At 64.6% G+C, this 17,257-nt stretch carries 16 protein-coding genes; 11 read left to right on the top strand and 5 right to left on the bottom strand.

Annotated elements, in window-relative coordinates:
* Positions 1-3 precede the first annotated feature (3 nt).
* The 3 genes from ubiB (at position 4) to ACTJKL_RS08970 (ending at position 3,155) form a co-directional block, all read left to right on the top strand.
* A complete protein-coding gene (ubiB, locus tag ACTJKL_RS08980; protein ID WP_379937076.1) occupies positions 4-1,578 on the top strand; it encodes a 2-polyprenylphenol 6-hydroxylase in 1,575 nt (524 codons plus the stop codon).
* A gap of 87 nt (positions 1,579-1,665) precedes the next feature.
* A complete protein-coding gene (locus tag ACTJKL_RS08975; RefSeq protein WP_440852719.1) occupies positions 1,666-2,445 on the top strand; it encodes an SDR family oxidoreductase in 780 nt (259 codons plus the stop codon).
* A gap of 104 nt (positions 2,446-2,549) precedes the next feature.
* A complete protein-coding gene (locus ACTJKL_RS08970; RefSeq protein ID WP_100670032.1) occupies positions 2,550-3,155 on the top strand; it encodes an ankyrin repeat domain-containing protein in 606 nt (201 codons plus the stop codon).
* 4 nt (positions 3,156-3,159) lie between these two features.
* Here the strand turns inward: ACTJKL_RS08970 and ACTJKL_RS08965 are convergent, their stop codons facing one another.
* Positions 3,160-4,065, bottom strand: a complete 906-nt coding sequence (locus ACTJKL_RS08965) for an NAD(P)/FAD-dependent oxidoreductase (protein WP_100669784.1) — start codon at positions 4,063-4,065, stop codon at positions 3,160-3,162.
* Complete coding sequence (locus ACTJKL_RS08960; protein WP_100669785.1) at positions 4,055-4,513, bottom strand: Rrf2 family transcriptional regulator; 459 nt, start codon at positions 4,511-4,513, stop codon at positions 4,055-4,057. Before ACTJKL_RS08960 ends, ACTJKL_RS08965 begins: the two co-directional genes overlap by 11 nt.
* 141 nt (positions 4,514-4,654) lie before the next feature.
* On the opposite strand from ACTJKL_RS08960, the gene coaBC reads away from it, so the two are divergent.
* On the top strand, positions 4,655-5,860 hold the full coding sequence (gene coaBC, locus ACTJKL_RS08955) for a bifunctional phosphopantothenoylcysteine decarboxylase/phosphopantothenate--cysteine ligase CoaBC (protein WP_440852718.1): 1,206 nt from the start codon (positions 4,655-4,657) through the stop codon (positions 5,858-5,860).
* On the opposite strand, the gene ACTJKL_RS08950 is transcribed toward coaBC, so the two are convergent.
* Entirely contained in the window at positions 5,852-6,667 is an 816-nt protein-coding gene (locus ACTJKL_RS08950; protein ID WP_100669787.1) for a class II glutamine amidotransferase, read from the bottom strand. The two genes, coaBC and ACTJKL_RS08950, sit on opposite strands and share 9 nt — an antisense overlap.
* A gap of 250 nt (positions 6,668-6,917) precedes the next feature.
* Between ACTJKL_RS08950 and ACTJKL_RS08945 the strand changes: the two genes are divergently transcribed.
* The 7 genes from ACTJKL_RS08945 to ACTJKL_RS08915 all read left to right on the top strand — a co-directional run bounded on the left by ACTJKL_RS08945 (position 6,918) and on the right by ACTJKL_RS08915 (position 15,663).
* Positions 6,918-8,048 (top strand): Gfo/Idh/MocA family protein, encoded by a 1,131-nt coding sequence (locus tag ACTJKL_RS08945; RefSeq protein WP_275596914.1) that lies wholly within the window; start codon positions 6,918-6,920, stop codon positions 8,046-8,048.
* A 276-nt stretch (positions 8,049-8,324) separates the two neighbouring features.
* Positions 8,325-9,179, top strand: coding sequence for a MurR/RpiR family transcriptional regulator (locus tag ACTJKL_RS08940; protein WP_411922674.1), 855 nt, complete (start codon positions 8,325-8,327; stop codon positions 9,177-9,179).
* A gap of 119 nt (positions 9,180-9,298) precedes the next feature.
* Entirely contained in the window at positions 9,299-11,251 is a 1,953-nt protein-coding gene (locus ACTJKL_RS08935; RefSeq protein ID WP_275596915.1) for a bifunctional 5-dehydro-2-deoxygluconokinase/5-dehydro-2-deoxyphosphogluconate aldolase, read from the top strand.
* A 49-nt stretch (positions 11,252-11,300) separates the two neighbouring features.
* Entirely contained in the window at positions 11,301-13,154 is a 1,854-nt protein-coding gene (gene iolD / locus ACTJKL_RS08930; RefSeq protein ID WP_411922675.1) for a 3D-(3,5/4)-trihydroxycyclohexane-1,2-dione acylhydrolase (decyclizing), read from the top strand.
* 243 nt (positions 13,155-13,397) lie between these two features.
* Positions 13,398-14,297, top strand: coding sequence for a myo-inosose-2 dehydratase (gene iolE / locus ACTJKL_RS08925; RefSeq protein WP_440852717.1), 900 nt, complete (start codon positions 13,398-13,400; stop codon positions 14,295-14,297).
* An 84-nt stretch (positions 14,298-14,381) separates the two neighbouring features.
* Positions 14,382-15,182 (top strand): 5-deoxy-glucuronate isomerase, encoded by an 801-nt coding sequence (gene iolB, locus ACTJKL_RS08920; RefSeq protein ID WP_100669792.1) that lies wholly within the window; start codon positions 14,382-14,384, stop codon positions 15,180-15,182.
* Positions 15,183-15,258: 76 nt separating this feature from the next.
* Entirely contained in the window at positions 15,259-15,663 is a 405-nt protein-coding gene (locus ACTJKL_RS08915; RefSeq protein ID WP_018093958.1) for a GFA family protein, read from the top strand.
* 4 nt (positions 15,664-15,667) lie between these two features.
* Here ACTJKL_RS08915 and ACTJKL_RS08910 read toward each other — a convergent pair whose 3' ends face one another.
* Both ACTJKL_RS08910 and ACTJKL_RS08905 read right to left on the bottom strand, forming a co-directional pair.
* Entirely contained in the window at positions 15,668-16,651 is a 984-nt protein-coding gene (locus ACTJKL_RS08910) for an NAD-dependent epimerase/dehydratase family protein (protein WP_440852716.1), read from the bottom strand.
* A gap of 71 nt (positions 16,652-16,722) precedes the next feature.
* Entirely contained in the window at positions 16,723-17,247 is a 525-nt protein-coding gene (locus ACTJKL_RS08905) for a helix-turn-helix transcriptional regulator (protein ID WP_440852715.1), read from the bottom strand.
* Positions 17,248-17,257: the final 10 nt, after the last annotated feature.

The raw sequence follows: 17,257 nt of genomic DNA, 5'->3' as shown, positions 1-17,257 counted from the left end.
CGCATGAGCACTCCCGGAGCATATTTCCGTCTCATACGGATCGGCTGGGTCCTTGCGCGCGAGAATGCGTTTGCCGCGGTCCCCTCCGAACACCTGCCCCCGCTCGCACGCTTCGTGCAGAAGCTCGCCGGCCTGCTCGCCAGCCGCGAGGCCCGGTTCGGCGCGCGCAGCGGCCGCCTCGCCCGGGCGGTGGAACGGCTCGGCCCTTCCTATGTCAAGATCGGCCAGTTTCTCGCGACCCGCCCGGACGTGGTCGGCGCCGAACTTGCCGCCGACCTCTCGCTGCTCCAGGACCGCATGGCGACTTTTCCCGAGAGCGCGTCCAGGGCCGCGATAGAGGCGTCTCTCGGGCGCCCCGTCGGCGAGCTCTTCGTCGAATTCTCCGAGCCGATCGCAGCCGCATCGATCGCCCAGGTTCATCCCGCCGTGGTCATGCGCGACGGCAGACGCGAAAGGGTGGCCGTCAAGGTCATCCGCCCGGGCGTGCGCCAACGTTTTGTGGCCGACATCGAGGCCATGTATCTGGTCTCGCGGATGCAGGAGCGATTCCTGCCCTATACGCGCCGCCTGAGGCCGGTCGAGGTGACGAAGACGCTGGAGCAGACGACCAAGGTCGAAATGGATCTGAGACTCGAGGCCGCGGCGCTTTCCGAACTTGGCGAGAACACCAAAGAGGATTCCGGGTTTCGCGTGCCCAGGGTCGATTGGGAGCGCACCGGCCGCGACGTCGTGACGATGGAATGGATCGACGGCGTCAAGATGTCGGACATCGAAGGGCTGAAACGGGCCGGCCATGACCTGAACCGCCTGGCCGAAACGCTGATCCAGTCCTTTCTGCGCCACACGCTCCGGGACGGCTTCTTCCACGCGGACATGCACCAGGGCAACCTCTTCGTCGACGATGCGGGCCATATCGTCGCCGTCGACATGGGGATCGTCGGCCGCCTCGGCCGGAAGGAACGGCGCTTCCTGGCCGAGATCCTCTACGGCTTCATCATGCGCGATTATCAGCGCGTCGCGGATGTGCATTTCGAGGCCGGTTACGTTCCCTCGCACCACGACGCCGCAAGCTTCGCCCAGGCGATCCGCGCCATCGGCGAGCCGATCCACGGCCAGCCGGCCGAGACGATCTCGATGGCGAAGCTGCTGACGCTGCTGTTCGAGGTCACCGAACTTTTCGACATGCAGACCCGCCCCGAACTGGTGATGCTGCAGAAGACGATGGTCGTCGTCGAGGGCGTCGCCCGAACGCTCAATCCGCGCTTCAACATGTGGAAGGCGTCCGAACCGGTGGTCGGCAAGTGGATAAGGGACAATCTCGGGCCGAAACGCATCGTCGCCGACCTGCGCGACGGCGTTCATGCGGCGCTGCGGGTTGCCGAAGCGCTGCCGGAGATCGCAGCCCGGACCGAGCGGTTCTCGGCGGAAATCATGGCAATGAGCGAGAACGGCCTGCGCTTCGATCCGGAGACCGCGGAAGCGATCGGCAGAGCCGAGGCGCGCCATACGCGCTCGGGCCGTACCGCGCTATGGCTTATCGCGGCGACGCTCGTCTACATCGCCTGGCAGCTTGCGTGAACGGAGCGGCGGGCCGCCTTGCCAGCCGGCCGGGGAGAAGTGCCAGGCAGCCAGGCGTTGCCATCGATCAAAGCAGGAGGAAGGAATATGGATCTCGGCATTAGCGGCAAAAAGGCGCTCGTTCTCGGTGGCAGCAAAGGGCTCGGGCGCGGTATCGCCGAAGCGCTTGCGGGGGAAGGCGTTGCGGTCGCGCTGACCGGCCGGAACGTCGAAACCGCAGCCAAGGCCGCAGCGGAAATCGGCCCGAATGCTGCCGGCTTTTCGCTGGACCTGGCAAAGCCTGAAGTCGTCGACCCCTTCCTCGATCGGCTCGCCGCTACATTCGGACAGATCGATATTCTCGTGCTGAACGGTGGCGGTCCGCCGCCGACGAATGCTGCCGACATCGATCCCGGCTTCTGGCGGGCCCAGTTCGAGGCGATGGTGCTTTCCGGCATGCGCATTTCGCACCGCCTGCTGCCGTCGATGCGGGAGCGCCGCTTCGGCCGCATCGTTGCCGTCGCCTCCACCAGCATCCGCGAGCCGATCCCTGGCCTGACGGCGTCCAACGCGTTGCGCAGCGCGCTTGCCGGCTGGATGAAGACGCTCGCCAGCGAGGTGGCAGCCGACGGCGTGACCGTCAACATGCTCCTGCCCGGCCGGCTTGCGACGGACCGGACCCTGAGCTTCGATCGCATGGATGCGGAGGCCGAGGGCGTCAGCGTCGAAACCGTTGCAGTGCGCAGCCAGTCGGAAATTCCGCTCGGGCGCTATGGGACGCCGGCCGAGTTCGGTGCTGCCGCAGCCTTTCTCGCAAGCCGCCAGGCCGCCTACATCACCGGGATTGCGCTGCCCGTCGACGGCGGGCTCAGCCGTTCGATGCTCTGACCATGTTCATCCCGCTTCAGAGATCGGCTGCACGAGGCCTGTTGCGCTACGCCGTCATCGCTCTCGTCACTCTTTTCAGTCTAACAGGGGTCGCGAAGGCTGCCATGCTGGATAAAGAACTCCTCACGGCCGCCCGGCTGGGCAATGCCGCCGAAATCAGCGCTCTCGTAGAGCGCGGCGCACACGTGGATGCCCGCGACGAAACAGGCGCGACGGCCCTGCTCATCGCCACGCATGAGAACAATATCGAGGCCGCAAGGGCTCTCATCGCGGCCGGCGCCGACGTCAATGCCAAGGACCGCATCGAGGACAGCCCTTATCTCTATGCCGGCGCGCGCGGCCATCTCGAAATATTGAAGATGACGCTCGCGCATGGCGCCGATCTCAAAAGCACCAACCGCTACGGCGGCACCGCCCTCATTCCGGCCGCCGAGCGCGGCCATGTCGAAACCGTGAAGACGCTGATCGATGCCGGGGTTGCCGTCGACCATGTAAACCGCCTCGGCTGGACGGCGCTCCTCGAGGCGATCATCCTCGGCAGCGGAGGCGACAGCCATACGGAGATCGTCAGGCTGCTGATCGAGGCCGGTGCGGATGTCGACCTGGCGGACGGCGAGGGCGTTACGCCCCTCGCCCATGCTAAAAGGCGAGGGTTCCGGCGGATCGAGCGCCTCCTCCTCGCCGCCGGCGCTCATCAAACGGCGGAATGAAGGCTCAATGTACGTCGAAAATCAGTGATTTATGCGCGGCCACGGCTGCCGTGACGCCATCGCCGACCGCATGCGAGACCGAGCCCGCGCCCCGCGCGGCATCGCCACAGGCATAGATGCGCTCGACGCTCGTCTCCTTTGCCTCGTTCGTCCGGATATAGGGTCCGAGCGGCCCGTCCTCGAATTCGCAGCCGAGCGCTGCAGGCAGATCGCTCGCCATGCGGGTGCGCGACGCGACGAACAGGCCTTCGAGAGAAACGGTCCGGCCGCCATCGAGAACCACGCTCGCCTTCGCTCCGTCGACAGCGACGACCCTCTCCCTTTCGATCTCCACACCGCGCGCTTCCAGCATGGCGGCCTGAGCGGCATCGGGCTCGAACGCTCCATTGGCGAAAAGGGTGGTCGGCCCCCAGTCCGGCAGCATCATGGCCTGGTGAAAACTGGACTCACCGGTTGCGAGAACGCCGATGCGGCCCTGCCCTAGCTCATAACCATGGCAATAGGGGCAATGAAAGACGGCGCGGCCCCAGCGTTCCTGAAGCCCCGGTATCGACGGCAGCTCATCGACGACGCCCGTTGCCAGGATCAGCCGCCGCGCCGCGATCTTTTCGCCCTGCACCGAGACGACCAGATTGGCGCCGTCGCGGCGCGCCGTATCGGCCGTTCCTTCGACGAAACGCACATTGGGATAGGCCAGCAACTGTTCCCGGCCGTGCGCCGCGATCGTCGCAGGCGCCTCGCCGTCCCGGCTGAGGAACCCATGCGACGATTCGGCAAAGCGGTTCCTGCGCGCGCCCGCATCGACGACGACCACGGAGCGTCTGGCTCTGGCCAATTGCAATGCCGCCGACAGCCCTGCATAGCTTCCACCCACGATCGCCACGTCTACCGGCATCACATCAACCGCCATGGTTCTGCTCCTTCATCTGCTGGCGACGGATCGCCATTCGTCGCTGGAAATCGTTTGAAAGATCTGCGAGGCTTATTCGTTCCAATCGCTGCATGAGAAGCGCCTCGGCATCCCGGAGCGCTCCGTCCATCGCGGCATTGACCGCCTGCTCCACCACACAGCCGGGAGCCTCGGTTCGGTTGCCGATCGCAAACACGGGCGGTTCACCGAGCGCGGCATGCACGTCCGCAAGGCTGATGGTTGCGAGATCGCGCACGAGCGACCAGCCTCCGCCATGCCCCTTTTCGGAGCGGACGAGACCCGCTTCCCGTAAACCCGCCATGGTGCGTCGGACCACGACGGGATTGGTGGAGAGGCAGGCTGCCAACTCCTCCGAGGTGATGGTTTCACGCTCCGCCATGTGGAGGAGCGCATGCAAAGTAATGGAAAGTCGGCTATCGCGTTTCATGTAACTCAACGTGTTACGTGAAACGCGGAAAGTCAAGCTTCAAATTCGGCCTGCACTCGAAATCAGGCGCGCAATTGCGTGCGGGAAGACGGTCGAGTAGGGTCGCCGGAAACGAACGGGAGCGGCTGGAGCCGAAGCGGAATGACACTGTCGGGCAAGCGCATTCTTCTCATCATAGCCGGCGGAATCGCGGCCTATAAGAGCCTCGACCTGATCCGCCGCCTGCGCGAGCGCGGTGCCGACGTGCGCCCGGTGATGACGGCGGCGGCGCAGCGTTTCGTCACGCCGCTGACCGTCGGCGCGCTTTCGGCCTCTCACGTTTTCACGGAGCTTTTCTCGCGCGAGGACGAGCAGGATGTCGGTCACATCCGGCTGGCGCGGCATTGCGATCTCGTGGTCGTGGCCCCGGCAACGGCCGACCTGATGGCAAAGATGGCGCACGGTCACGCCGACGACCTCGCCTCGACGGTGCTCCTGGCGACCGACCGGCCGGTGCTGCTCGCGCCGGCGATGAACCCGAGGATGTGGTCGCACCCGGCCACGCACCGCAACCGCGCGACGCTCGCCGGCGACGGCGTCCGCTTCGTCGGACCTGCCACCGGCGAAATGGCCGAGAGCGGCGAGGCAGGGGAAGGCCGCATGGCCGAAGCTCTGGAGATCGTCGCGGCGGTCGAGGAATTTTTCAACGGAGCAGGCCCGCTCGCCGGTCGCAAGGCCATCGTCACATCCGGACCGACGCACGAGCCGATCGATCCGGTGCGCTACATCGCCAACCGGTCGTCCGGCAAGCAGGGCCACGCGATCGCCGCAGCACTGGCGCGGCTCGGCGCCGAGGTCACGCTCGTTTCCGGGCCGGTGACGATCGCGGACCCCGCCGGCGTCCGCGTCGTACGGGTCGAGCGCGCCGAGGAGATGCGCGATGCGGTGTTGGCCGCGCTGCCGGCCGATGTGGTCGTCATGGTGGCAGCCGTTGCCGACTGGCGCGTCGCATTGGCCGCCGGCAACAAGATCAAGAAGCGGCCGGGCGAGGCCCCTCCTCCGCTGCAGCTTGCAGAGAATCCCGATATCCTGAAGACCGTCGGCCACCACGCATCGCGGCCTAAGCTCGTGATCGGCTTTGCCGCCGAGACCGAGAACGTCGCCGAGAACGGCCGCGCCAAGCTCCAGAAGAAGGGGGCCGATTACATTCTGGCCAACGACGTTTCGCCCGCAACCGGCATCATGGGCGGCGACCGCAATCGGGTTAAGCTGATCGGCCGTGACGGTACCGAGGAATGGCCGGAAATGGGCAAGGACGATGTCGCGGCGAAGCTCGCCGCGCTGATCGCGGCGAAGCTTTCATCCTGAGGACAGGCCGGAGGTGGGCGCTATTGCCAGGTCGGCCGTCCCGAAAAGGCGAACGTCGACGCCGTTTTCCCCGACGATGATCGCGGATCCGTCCGGAACCTCCACCCAGGCGCTGTCATCGTCATTGAGCGGCTCGGAGACGAGGCAATAGCCGCCACTCGACCCCATCGGACCTGCATAGAGCGTGGGAGCTTTCCAATCCGTGGCATAGCGGACCGCATAAAGATCGCGGCCGTCGGAGAAGGCCGCCGTGAAGCGCACGAGTGCCGGGCGTCCCAGGCGTTCGGCAAGCCGCTCGACGAAGGCGAGCGCCTCGGCAACGGCACCGAGGGGATCACGGTCGAGACCGAACTGCAGGGCAAGCAGGAAGAGCAGCTCCGAATCCGTCGTGCCGCTGCGCGCCGAATAGAGCTCGTTGTCGAGCATGGTCTCCATCGGCCGCCGCAAATGCTCGAAATCGCCGATCTGTCCATTATGCATGAAGGACCAGCGGCCGAAGACGAAGGGATGGCAATTGTCGCGGCGCGTGCCGCCGCCGGTGGCCGCGCGAACATGGGCGAGGAACAGCGGCGAGCGAATCTGCCTGGCAATGCTCTTGAGATTGCAATCCGACCAGGCGGGCAGGATGTCCCGGTAGCGGCCCGGCTCAGGACGGTCGCCGTACCACGCTATTCCGAAGCCGTCGCCATTGGTCGCCGTTTTCGCCCTGACGGCGCAATGGGATTGCTCGATCAGGGAATGCTTGGGCGACGTCACGAGTTCTTCGAGATAAAGCGGCTCTCCGCGATAGGCTGCCCAACGGCACATGCTCGATCACTCCGATTTCGCCCCGCCATATGAAAGCGATTCGTCCACCACCGTCACCAGTGATGTTTCAACGCAACATGGTAAAAATGCGTTAACACATTCTGCCCAAGCATAGCGGACCGGGCGGACACGCCCTGTTCCATCAGGCACGCGGGACCGGATTTTCGAACAAATATTCCATATTGACAATTCGCGCGCATTTCATTTCATTTCGCCGAGCACAGACAGGGCTTGGCCCGGGAGAAACGAGATGAGCGGCAAGCGCAGGCTGGGCATTGGCCTGATCGGGACGGGCTTCATGGGCAAGGCGCATGCCCTTGGGTTCACGATTGCGTCACGAGTCTTCGACCTGCCCTTCGAGCTGGATCTCGTATCCGTGGCGGACGTGACGCAGGAGGGCGCGGAGGCGGCCCGCGGACAACTCGGCTTCCGCAAGGCGACGGCCGACTGGCGCGAACTTCTGACCGATCCCGAGATCGACATCATCGACATCACCACGCCGAACCTCCTGCACAAGGAAATGGCGCTCGCTGCGATTGCCCACGGCAAGCACGTCTATTGCGAAAAGCCGCTGGCACCGACGGTCGCCGACTGCGCCGAGATGGTCGCCGCCGCGCAAAAGGCCGGCGTCGTCACCCAGGTCGGCTTCAACTATCTCAAGAACCCGCTCATTTTTCTCGCCAGGGACATTATCGAAAGCGGCGAGATCGGCGAAATACGTTCGTTTCGCGGCATTCATGCGGAAGATTTCATGGCTGATGAGAGCGTTCCGTGGGGTTGGCGGCTGGACCCGCGCAGCGGCGGCGGTGCGCTCGCCGACATCGGCAGCCACATGATCGCCTGCATGCGCCATCTCGTCGGGCCGATCCGGTCCGTACTGGCAGAGACCGTCATCCACGTTCCGCAACGCCCTGTCACGCGCGGCGCCACAGAGACCCGGACGGTCGAGGTCGACGACGTCACGAGGGCCTTCGTCCGTTTCGAGAGCGGCGCGAGCGGAAGCTTCGAAGCGAGCTGGATCGCGACCGGCCGCAAGATGCAGCACGATTTCGAGATTTACGGCTCCAAGGGAAGCATCGTCTTCACCCAGGAGCGGCTGAACGAGATCAGGGTCTACTCCGCCGGCGACGACATCAGGAGCCGCGGCTTCCGGACGATCTGGGCGGGACCGGAGCATCCGCCCTACGGAGCCTTCTGCGTGGCACCGGGCCACCAGATCGGCTTCAACGAGCTGAAGGCGATCGAGGCCAACGAGTTCCTGGAAGCGATCGCCAAGGGCGGTAAGACCTCGACCGATTTCCGCGAGGGTTACGAAGTCCAGAAGGTTCTTTCCGCAACCTATCACTCCGCAAGGACGAACGAGTGGGTGGAGATTGGCTGATCTTGACGTCCGACTCGCTGTTGTCTTTGCCCCTCACCCTTACCCTCTCCACGCGCGCGGGAGAGGGGACGTGCCCGATGGTTGGCCGGCGGTCATGGTTGCGAAGGTAGCGCCGCGCGTTTCCTTCGCCCCGCCTGCGGGAGACAAGCCTGAGGCGATGCGGGCATGCATACTTCCCGCTGGATAAGGAACCAAAATGGAACGTCCATTCTATCGCTGCAATGGTTAGTCGATTAAACTGAGGCAAACGACGAGAATGAGCCGGAGGCCCGAACGATGCCCACGCCTGAAACGATTGCCGATGTCCCGCAGGATTTCGAAACGCTGAAGGCGGTTATCCTCGAGCGCAAGGCGCAACTGCCTAAACGGCTGAAACAGGTGGCCGCCTACTCGCTCGACAATCCGGACGAGATCGCCTTCGGGACGGCGGCGAGTATTGCGACTTCGGCCGACGTCCAGCCCTCGACGCTCGTGCGCTTCGCCCAGCACTTCGGCTTCGAAGGCTTTTCGAGCCTGCAGCAGATTTTTCGCGCACGCCTGCGGGAGCGCACGCCCGGCTACGAGGAACGGCTGAAGGCGCTGCGCCAGAACGATCACAGCAAGCTCGAAAGCGGATCGATCTTCAACGGCTTCGTTGCGGCCGCCCATCGCTCGCTCGACAACATCGCGACCTCGGTCGATCCGGACGCATTCGAGCGCGCCGTCGGCATTCTCGCAAAGGCGAACACGATCTATCTCATCGCCAAGCGGCGCTCCTATCCGATTTCCAGCTACATGGCCTATGCTTTCGGCAAGCTGAAGGTGAAATATCAGCATGTCGGAACGGCCGCGGGGATCGACGAGGACATGCTGGCCATGGCGACGAAGGAGGATGCCGCCTTTGCCGTCAGCTTTTCGCCCTACGCGTCGGAAAGCGCCAGCCAGGCGCGCTTGCTCGCCAACCGAAAGGTACCCGTTGTCTCGCTGACCGACTCCGCCTTCTCGCCGCTCGCCGAATCCTCCAGGGTCTGGTTCGAACTGGTCGAGGCCGATCATGCCGGCTTCCGTTCGCTCTCCGCCAGCATGGCCTTCGCCATGGCGCTGACCGTCGCCATCGCCGAGAAACGGCGCCGCCTCGCCGAGGGCGAGTGAGGCAATATAGAACGGAAATTCCATATTGACGAAACAACGGAATTTATGTTTCATATGCTCGTCACCCATGGCATAGACTTAGTTGTCGGCGCCGGTCCGGCGTCCGCGGGGAGGAAGCAGTGAGCCAGATTTCGTCGGCCCAAGTTCCATCAGGTGCGGGTGCCAAGCCCCTCGACCTCATCACGATCGGCAGAGCTTCGGTCGACCTCTACGGACAGCAGATCGGCACGCGGCTCGAAGACGTGGCGAGCTTCGCCAAATCGGTCGGCGGCTGCCCTTGCAACATTTCCGTGGGCACAGCGCGCCTCGGCCTGAAATCGGCGCTCCTGACGCGCGTCGGCGACGAACAGATGGGCCGCTTCATCCGCGAGCAGCTTCAGCGCGAAGGCGTGGAGACGCGCGGCATCGTCACCGACCCGGAGCGGCTGACCGCACTTGCGATCCTCTCCGTCGAGAACGACAAATCCTTCCCGCTCCTTTTCTATCGCGACAATTGCGCTGACAACGCGCTTTGCGAGGACGATATTTCGGAGGATTTCATCGGTTCCGCGCGCGCGGTCCTCGTCACCGGCACACATTTTGCGAAACCGAATGCGGACGCCGCCCAGCGCAAGGCGATGAGGATCGCCAAGGAAAGCGGCGCCAGGATCGTCTTCGACATCGATTACCGCCCTAATCTATGGGGTCTTGCGGGTCACGATGCGGGCGAGAGCCGCTACATCGCCTCGGACCGCGTTTCGGCGCATCTGAAGACCGTGCTCGGGTATTGCGACCTGATTGTCGGCACTGAGGAAGAGGTGCTGATCGCGTCGGGCGAAAGCGACCTCCTCGCGGCACTCAAGACCATCCGCTCCCTCTCCGAAGCCACGATCGTGCTCAAACGTGGACCGATGGGCTGCATTGTCTATGATGGACCGATCTCGGACGATCTCGAAGACGGTATCGTCGGCAAGGGTTTTCCAATCGAAGTCTATAACGTTCTCGGCGCCGGCGACGCTTTCATGTCGGGCTTTCTGCGCGGCTGGCTCACCGGCGAGCCGCACGCGACGTCCGCTACCTGGGCCAATGCCTGCGGCGCCTTCGCGGTCTCGCGCCTGCTCTGCGCGCCGGAAATCCCGACCTGGACCGAACTGCAATATTTCCTCGAGCACGGCAGCAAGGAGAAGGCGCTGCGCAAGGACGAGGCGATCAACCACGTGCACTGGGCGACGACGCGCCGGCGCGACATCCCGCTCCTGATGGCGCTCGCCGTCGACCATCGCAGTCAGCTCGAGGACATTGCCGAGGGAAATCCGGAACTGCTCTCGCGCATCCCGGCCTTCAAGGTGCTTGCCGTCAGGGCTGCGGCAGAGGTAGCTCAAGGCCGTTCCGGCTTCGGCATGCTGATCGACGACAAATACGGCCGCGATGCGCTCTATGCCGCCGGCGCCCATCGCGACTTCTGGATCGGCAAGCCGATCGAGCTTCCGGGATCACGGCCGCTTACCTTCGAATTCAGCCAGGACCTCGGCAGCCGCCTCGTCGACTGGCCGGTCGACCACTGCATCAAGGTGCTTTCCTTCTACCATCCCGACGATCCGGCCGAACTCAAGGCCGCTCAGGTCGCAAAGTTGCGTTCGGCCTTCGAGGCGGCGCGCAAGGTCGGGCGCGAGATCCTGATCGAGATCATCGCCGGCAAGCACGGGACACTCGACGACCGGACCATTCCGCGGGCGCTGGAGGAGCTCTATGATGCCGGCTTGAAGCCGGACTGGTGGAAGCTCGAGCCGCAAGCGAGCCGCGCCGCCTGGGCTGCGATCGACGCCGTGATCGAGGCGCGCGATCCGCTTTGCCGGGGCGTGGTGCTCCTCGGCCTGGAAGCACCCTATGAGGTGTTGAAAGACGGTTTCGCCGCCGCCAGAATGTCGAAGACGGTCAAGGGATTTGCCGTCGGCCGGACGATCTTCGCCGACGCTGCCAAGGCCTGGCTTTCCGGCAGGATGACCGACGAGCAGGCAGTCTCCGACATGGCGGCGAAGTTCAAGGCGCTCGTCGATCTCTGGCTGCAATTGGGTGAGACCAAGGCGGCGTAGCGGTCAAATACAAAGGCGGCGCTAGGATGCGGCCGCGAGGAGGAAACAAATGAGCCAGAAAACCGTGCGCCTGACCATGGCACAGGCCGTGGCGCGGTTCCTGACCCGGCAGATGACGATCATCGACGGCGAGCGCGTGCCGATCTTCGGCGGCGTCTTCGCGATCTTCGGCCACGGCAACGTCGCCGGCGTCGGCGAGGCGCTTTACGGCGTTCGCGAAACGCTCCCGACCTACCGCGCCCAGAACGAACAGGGCATGGCGAATGCGGCGATCGCCTTCGCCAAGGCGAGCTTCCGCCGCCGCTTCATGGCCTGCACCACCTCGATCGGCCCGGGCGCGCTCAACATGGTGACCTCGGCCGCGCTGGCACATGTCAATCGACTGCCGGTTCTCCTCCTTCCCGGCGACGTCTTCGCCAACCGCAGGCCCGATCCGGTGCTGCAGCAGGTGGAGAGTTTCGGGGACGGCACGATCTCGGCGAATGACTGCTTCAAGCCCGTCTCGCGGTATTTCGATCGCATCACCCGGCCCGAGCAGATCATCCCGGCGCTCCGCCGCGCCATGCAGGTCCTGACCGATCCTGCCGAATGCGGGCCGGTGACGCTATCGCTCTGCCAGGACGTGCAGGCGGAAGCCTACGACTATCCGGAAACCTTCTTCGACGAGAAGGTCTGGGTTCCGCGCCGCATCGAGCCTGACCTCGACGAGCTGGCATCGGCAATCGAGGCGCTCAGATCCGCGAAGAAGCCGATCATCATCGCCGGTGGCGGCGTGCTCTACTCGGAAGCGAGCGCCGAACTCGCTGCGTTCGCCGAGAAACACGGCATTCCGGTCATGGAGACCCAGGCCGGCAAGTCCGCTCTGCCGCATTCGCATCCGCTGAATATGGGTTCCATCGGCGTCACCGGCACGTCCGCCTCCAACGCATTGGCGGAAGAGGCCGATGTCGTGCTCGCCGTCGGCTCACGGCTGCAGGATTTCACCACCGGTTCCTGGGCGCTCTTCAAAAACGAGGCGCTGAAGATCATCGGCCTCAACGTCCAGGCCTTCGACGCCGGCAAGCACCAGGGACAGCCGCTGATTGCCGACGCGCGGGCCGGCCTCAACCGCATTTCCGGCGGTCTCGGCAGCTACAAGGCCGATACAGCCTGGACCGAGAGGGCAAAAGCGGGCAAGGCTGAGTGGCTTGCTGAAGCCGAGAGGGCGACCGCCACCACCAATGCCGCACTTCCCTCCGACGCTCAGGTCATCGGCGCCGTCCAGCGCGCCCGCGGCGGCAGGCAAACGACGCTCGTCTGCGCCGCCGGGGGACTTCCGGGCGAGCTGCACAAACTGTGGCAGGCGGAGGAGCCGGGCGGCTATCACATGGAATACGGCTTTTCGACCATGGGCTACGAAGTCGCCGGCGGTCTGGGCGTAAAGCTTGCCAAGCCCGATAGCGACGTGATCGTCATGGTGGGCGACGGCAGCTACATGATGCTGAACTCGGAGATCGCCTCTTCCGTCATGCTCGGCGCCAAATTCACCGTCGTGCTGCTCGACAATGCCGGCTATGGTTGCATCAACCGGCTGCAGATGGGAACGGGCGGCGCCAACTTCAACAATCTGCTGAAGGACACCCATCATGTGGAGCTGCCTCGGATCGACTTCGCCGCGCACGCCGCCGCCATGGGCGCCGTGACCCGCAAGGTCGGCTCGATCCCCGAGCTCGAAGCTGCGCTCGCGGAGACCGCCGACGAGGCGCGCACGACCGTGATCGTCATCGATACCGATCCGCTGATCACAACGGAGGCCGGCGGGCACTGGTGGGACGTCGCGGTACCGGAGGTTTCGGACCGAGACCAGGTGAAGGCCGCCCGCGAAGGCTACGAGAAGGCCCTCCAGGCCCAGCGGTTTGGTTGACACTGGCGCCCGGCCAGCGGCCCCTAACCCTCTCCGCGCAGGGCGGGGAGAGGGGACGTGCCCGGCGGTCAGCCGTGGCTTGCGGGTTGGGGCGGGGACAGCGCGGCTTGTCCCTTCTCCCCGCACGCGGGGAGAAGATGCCGGCAGGCGGATGAGGGGCCACACTGCGGCATCCTCGGCGCACCAAAAACGAAACTACGAACCGACTGCCCCAAACAGACCACGCAGCAGAAAGCAAAACACATGATCCGTTACGGAACCAACCCGATCGCCTGGAGCAATGACGACGACCATTCGATCGGCGCGCATCTGACGCTCGAGGACTGCCTCTCCGATTGCAAGAAGATCGGCTTCGACGGCATCGAGAAGGGCCACAAGATGCCGTCCGACCCAGAAGCGCTGAAGCAGAAGCTCTCAAGTTACGATCTCGTCTTCGTCTCGGGCTGGCACTCGACCAACCTCCTCACCCATGATGTCGAAGCGGAGAAGAAGGCTATCCAGCCGCATCTCGACCTTCTGAAGCATAATGGCTGCCGGGTGGCGATCGTCTGCGAAACCTCGAACGCCATTCACGGCGACGATTCCAAGTCGCTCGTGAAGGACAAGCCGGTTCTGCCGGCGGACAAGTGGGAGAAATTCGGCGCCGACCTCGAGGCGATCGCCGAATATTGCGCCGGCCAGGGCATCGATCTGGTCTACCACCACCACATGGGCACAATCGTCCAGACCGGCGAGGAGATCGACCTCCTGATGCGGAACACCGGTCCGGCGACCAAACTGCTGCTCGACACCGGCCATGCCTGGTTCGGCGGTTCCGACCCGGCGGACGTGGCGCGGAGATATATGGACCGCGTCCGCCACATTCATTGCAAGAACGTCCGCCCGGCGGTCCGCGCGGTGGTCGAAAGCGAAGGTCTGTCCTTTCTCGAGGGTGTGCGACGCGGCGTCTTTACCGTTCCGGGCGATGCGGAAGGGAGCGTCGACTTCCTGCCGGTTCTGAAGATCGCCGCCCAGCACGGCTATGATGGCTGGCTGGTCATCGAGGCCGAGCAGGACTCGGCCGTGCGCAATCCGTTCGAGTACCAATCGCTCGGGCTGAAGTCGCTGAAGGCCTTTGCGAAGGAAGCGGGGCTCGACGCGTAGACGCCCCTCACCCGGCTGCCGCCTCCCTTCCAGAGGGCTATGGAGAGGGGCAGACCTACAGACGCGAGATCAGGAGACCGCCGAATGTCCAAACTGCTCATCAAACCGAAAGCGCAATCCGGCCTGATGCAGGAGATCACGCCGGAAAGTGCCGGCTGGACCTATGTCGGTTTCGCCCTCCATCGGCTGCGGCCCAGCGAGACGACCGGCGGCGAAGCGGGCGAGAAGGAACTCTGCCTGGTACTCGTCAGCGGAAAAGCCAGGGTTTCGGTCGATGGCGAGGACTTCGGCGAGCTCGGCGAGCGCATGACGCCTTTCGAGGGCCAGCCCTATGCGGTCTATGTGCCGAGGGGCAGCAGCTGGCAGGCCGAAGCGACCACGGATCTCGACCTCGCCGTCTGCTCCGCGCCGGGGGGGGAAGGCTTCGAGGCGAAAATCATCCGCCCGGGCACGCACCCGCAGATGACGCGCGGCCGGGGCACCAACACACGCTACGTCACCAACATCATGCCGGAAGACGACGAATCGGCGCAGTCGCTGCTGGTCGTCGAGGTGATCACGCCGGGCGGCCACACCTCCTCCTACCCGCCGCACAAACACGACCAGGACAACCTGCCGGCCGAAAGCTATCTCGAGGAGACCTATTACCACCGCCTCAACCCTCCGCAGGGTTTTGCAATGCAGCGCGTCTATACCGACGACCGTTCGCTGGACGAGGCGATGGCGGTGGAGGATGGCGACGTGACGCTGGTACCGAGGGGCTACCATCCGGTGGCCGCGGTCCACGGCTACGATTCCTATTATCTCAACGTCATGGCGGGGCCGAAGCGGATCTGGAAGTTCCACAATGCGAGGGAACACGAGTGGCTGTTCACCGGCGTCTGACCGGCGGACGTCGCACTGGACGAATGGAGCCTTCGCCCTATCGTATCTTGCCGAAGCAAGCGACGAGGAGCGTTTCATGCATATCGACGGCCAGTGCCATTGCGGCTTCGTTACCTACGAGGCGGAGATCGATCCGGAGCACGTAACGATCTGCCATTGTAACGATTGCCAAAGGCTGACCGGCACCGCCTACCGCGTCAGCACCAGCACGCCGCGATCATCGTTCCGGCTGACGGGCGGCGAGCCGAAGCTTTACGTCAAGACCGGCGAAAACGGACGCAAGCGGCTGCAATTCTTCTGCCCCGATTGCGGCTCGCCGGTCTACACGACGGGCACCGACGAGGACGCAGAGGAGATCGGCATCCGCGTCGGCACCATAAATCAGCGGCGCGAACTTGCACCACGCAAGCAGATCTGGTGTTCCTCCGCCCTGCCCTGGTCCGGCGAGATCGGCAAGCTGCCGGGGCTGCCTCGGGATTGAGGGTTCAGGCGACCGGATAGGGGCCATCCGCAAAGACCGTGTCGTGGTAGCCCTTGGACCCGATCTCGATTGCGAGCGGGCTGCGGAAATCCTTGCCGCGGCGCAGGCATTTCAGCACATGGGCAAAATCGTATTTCGGCCGCCAGCCGAGACAAGCCGTCGTGCGCGCACTCACATAAACCCGATCGATCGTCGGAAACAGCCGCCACCCCCGGTGCGCATAAAGCGCCTCGCATTCGGGAAAGCGGCTGAAGACGACGGATGGGGCATCCTCCCGCAGAGACGCGAGATCGTCGCGCGTGAACGGCGTCGGGGCCGAGACGATGAAACGGCCAAAGCCGATCTCCATCGCCCGGTCGAGGGCCGATAGATGGGCGCTCACGACATCCTCGATATCCGCGCGCCGGTAGAGCAATTCATTCGCCTGCGCATTGGCCGTTTCAAAGCGGCCGCGGATTTCCGCATCGTCATCGGCCTCGGGAAAGAAGCGCGAGGTCCGGAGAATGACGGCGGGCAGACCGTGCCGCCGCGCGAAAAGCTCGCAGAATCCCTCCGCCGCAACTTTGCTCACACCATAGATGTTGCGCGGGATCGGCTGGACGTCCTCCGTGATCCAGGCTGCCGGCTCGCCGGGCGCCGGCGTCAGGGCCGAACCGAAGGCGCTCGTGGTGCTGGTAAAGACAAAGGCGCCGACGCCCGCCCCGGCTGCCTCTTCCAGCAGATTGACCGTGCCCGCGACATTGGTATCGACGAACTCGCAATAACCGTGCGTCGCCACATGCGGTTTGTGCAGGGTCGCGGAATGGATGACTGCGCGAACGTCCTTCATTGCGTGACGGACGAAGCGGCGGTCGGCGACCGACCCGACCGCATCGGTGAATGGGGAGCTCTTGATGTCGATGCCGCGAACGTCCCGGCCGGCCGCGCGCAGTACCCTTATCAATGCCTCACCCAGATGGCCGGCGCTTCCCGTCACCAGTATCGTCATGCGTCGCTCCTTGTTGCCTTGAGGCTAGGCGCAGCGCGGCGAAGCCGGCAAGGCATAAATTATGCGTTCGCTCACGAGATCGCGGTGACCAGCCGGCCCATCGCGCCGTCGGCGAGTGGTATGCGCTCCCAAAGCACGCGACCGGCCGAGATGGGAACGTCATCGCGGCCGTTGGGCCCGGTCTCGACGGCCAGGAAAGCCAAACGGCCATCGTGCCAGCCAAGCTCCGCGAGATCGCGTTCCGCCTTCCGGATCTCCTGCGAGGCATAACGGAACATCGGCTCGCCGACCATTTCCCGCCGCCACTCCGCCCGCCGCCGGGGCGAAGCAGCCAGCAGCCGGTGCGAGTGGTCGCAGATCAGGTGAACCCTCGCGCTCGAGCTTTCGACCAGCCGCTTGACAGCCGCATCGGCGGCTGAGGGCACCCTGGCGAATAGGCGCTCCAGCGCCTGCTGCTGATTTTCGGAAGGTGTGAGGACGCCCGCTTCCCAGCGCGATATCGTCGCCTGCGTCACCCGCATGAGCTCCGCCACATGGCTCTGTTTCATGCCGTTCAGGAGCCGCAGCCGCTTCAGCGTCCGTGCCGTGTAGAGCATCTCGGTTTCC

Origin of the sequence: Sinorhizobium sp. 22678 (assembly GCF_052044265.1) — a bacterium.
Lineage (GTDB): Bacteria > Pseudomonadota > Alphaproteobacteria > Rhizobiales > Rhizobiaceae > Sinorhizobium > Sinorhizobium meliloti_A.
The sequence above is the reverse complement of the archived record's forward strand: the minus strand, read 5'-3'. Positions and strand labels throughout refer to the sequence as shown.